We start from the raw sequence: 1818 nt of genomic DNA, 5'->3' as shown, positions 1-1818 counted from the left end.
GGAGTCTCGGTTGATGTCCTTTCCTACGGGTACTTAGATGTTTCAGTTCCCCGCGTTCGCTTCTTACCCCTATATATTCAAGGCAAGATACCTTTAAACGATATCTAGAAACCATTTTTGTTCTGTCCTCACGGTTGAGCGCGGCTTCGCCGCTAACCTCCGGACAGGGCGGGCCACCTGGCCCGACGCGCGGTCGCGCTTGCGGTGCTGTGCACCGGTTTCTTTTTCCATGACACTCTTGCGAGGAAAAAGAGTTCAAAGCGCGAAGCGCTTTGCAAGGCCGACCGGCCGTCGCCGCTGATGCGGCGCGTGAGCGAGAACAAAAATGATTTTCTAGATATCAAAGGTGGGTTTCCCCATTCGGAAATTCGCGGATCAAAGCTTATTCGCAGCTCCCCGCAACTTATCGCAGCGTATCACGTCCTTCATCGCCTGTGCATGCCAAGGCATCCACCAAATGCCCTTTTGACACTTGATCGTTCTCATTGCCAATGCCCATCCTTGAGTGGTTTCGGTGACTTATCCTCCGCGCTTGCGCTCGAAGGGGACCGAAACAGGTCATGCGGCAAACAAGGCGTTTGCAGCAATTCCGATCACACCGCGACCCGCTGTTAAGGGTGCAGTACAATCAGTCCGGCAAGTCAAAAGACCGCCATACCCACGTCCAGATACCCAAAAAGTTGTTCGACTTTTTGGACAAGTCATCTGGACCACTAAAAAAATGTATTGGCTTAATTTTTTGATATGTTCGTTTGAAGTCAAATGGCTTGCTCAAAAAATCCTGAGATTTTTCAAGCAATTGACCCGGGAACACGCCGAGCGTTCCCTCAAACATATCAGACCAGCTTCTCGAGATGTGTCCAATGACGCGCGGTCAGGCAACGCCAATCGTCATGTGTTGATCAGAGTTGTGCGAACACAACAACAAACAACAACAATCATCCGACATGACTGCTTCAGCAAGGGGTGTAAACCTTGCCACACAAAGCAGCTTTCAGACACTATCTTCTCTTCACAATGTATGCAGAACAGGCATCGCTAAAAGCGATGCAAACTTTATTTCTCAAGGATGAGTTTTTATCGCTCACGCGCCGTACCGCACATCTGCGATGTGCTGGCGCTGCGCGGGCGCGCCGCATCAGCGGCGACGGCCGGTCGGCCTTGCGAAGCCTGAAGGCTTCGGCCTTTTAACCACGATAAACCCGTAAACGACGAAGACCCGACCTGGCACCCAACGCGCACAAGTGTGCGCCGCCGACCATTCGGCGCCCTCGCGGAGCATAGGCCCGAAGGGCCGCTCATGCGTGAGCGCTAAAAGATGGTGGAGCTTATCGGGATCGAACCGATGACCCCCTGCTTGCAAAGCAGGTGCTCTCCCAGCTGAGCTAAAGCCCCGTTATTCATCGCTCACGCGCCGTACCGCACATCTGCGATGTGCTGGCGCTGCGCGGGCGCGCCGCATCAGCGGCGACGGCCGGTCGGCCTTGCGAAGCCTGAAGGCTTCGGCCTTTTTGACCATACTGAACCACGACAGCCAAACCGATAAACGCATCAACCTGCCACCCAAAGCGCGCGACAGCCAGATGCCCAAAAAGTTGCAGACTTTTTGGATAAGCCATCTGGCCAACCAAAATGTGCGCCGGCCACTTCTGGCCGCCCCGTCCGGAGGTTAGCGGCAAAGCCGCGCTCAACCGTGAGGACCACAAAAATGGTGGGCCCGGGTAGACTCGAACTACCGACCTCACGCTTATCAGGCGTGCGCTCTAACCACCTGAGCTACGGGCCCCTGCCCGCGGCAGTGATTCAAACGGTTCGTCA

Annotated in this window: 2 tRNA genes and 1 rRNA gene; all 3 read right to left on the bottom strand. The window is 54.8% G+C overall.

Features of this window, described 5'->3' with window-relative positions:
- Nucleotides 1-478, bottom strand: a 23S ribosomal RNA gene (locus ABVT35_RS26815); the annotation flags it as partial.
- 841 nt (nucleotides 479-1319) lie between these two features.
- Nucleotides 1320-1395: transfer RNA gene (locus ABVT35_RS26810), tRNA-Ala, on the bottom strand.
- Between the two features lie 314 nt (nucleotides 1396-1709).
- A tRNA-Ile gene (locus ABVT35_RS26805) sits at nucleotides 1710-1786 on the bottom strand.
- Between the last annotated feature and the right edge of the window lie 32 nt (nucleotides 1787-1818).

This window comes from Hoeflea sp. TYP-13 (genome assembly GCF_040932035.1).
Lineage (GTDB): Bacteria > Pseudomonadota > Alphaproteobacteria > Rhizobiales > Rhizobiaceae > Hoeflea_A.
This window is presented reverse-complemented; position numbering and strand designations above follow the sequence as displayed.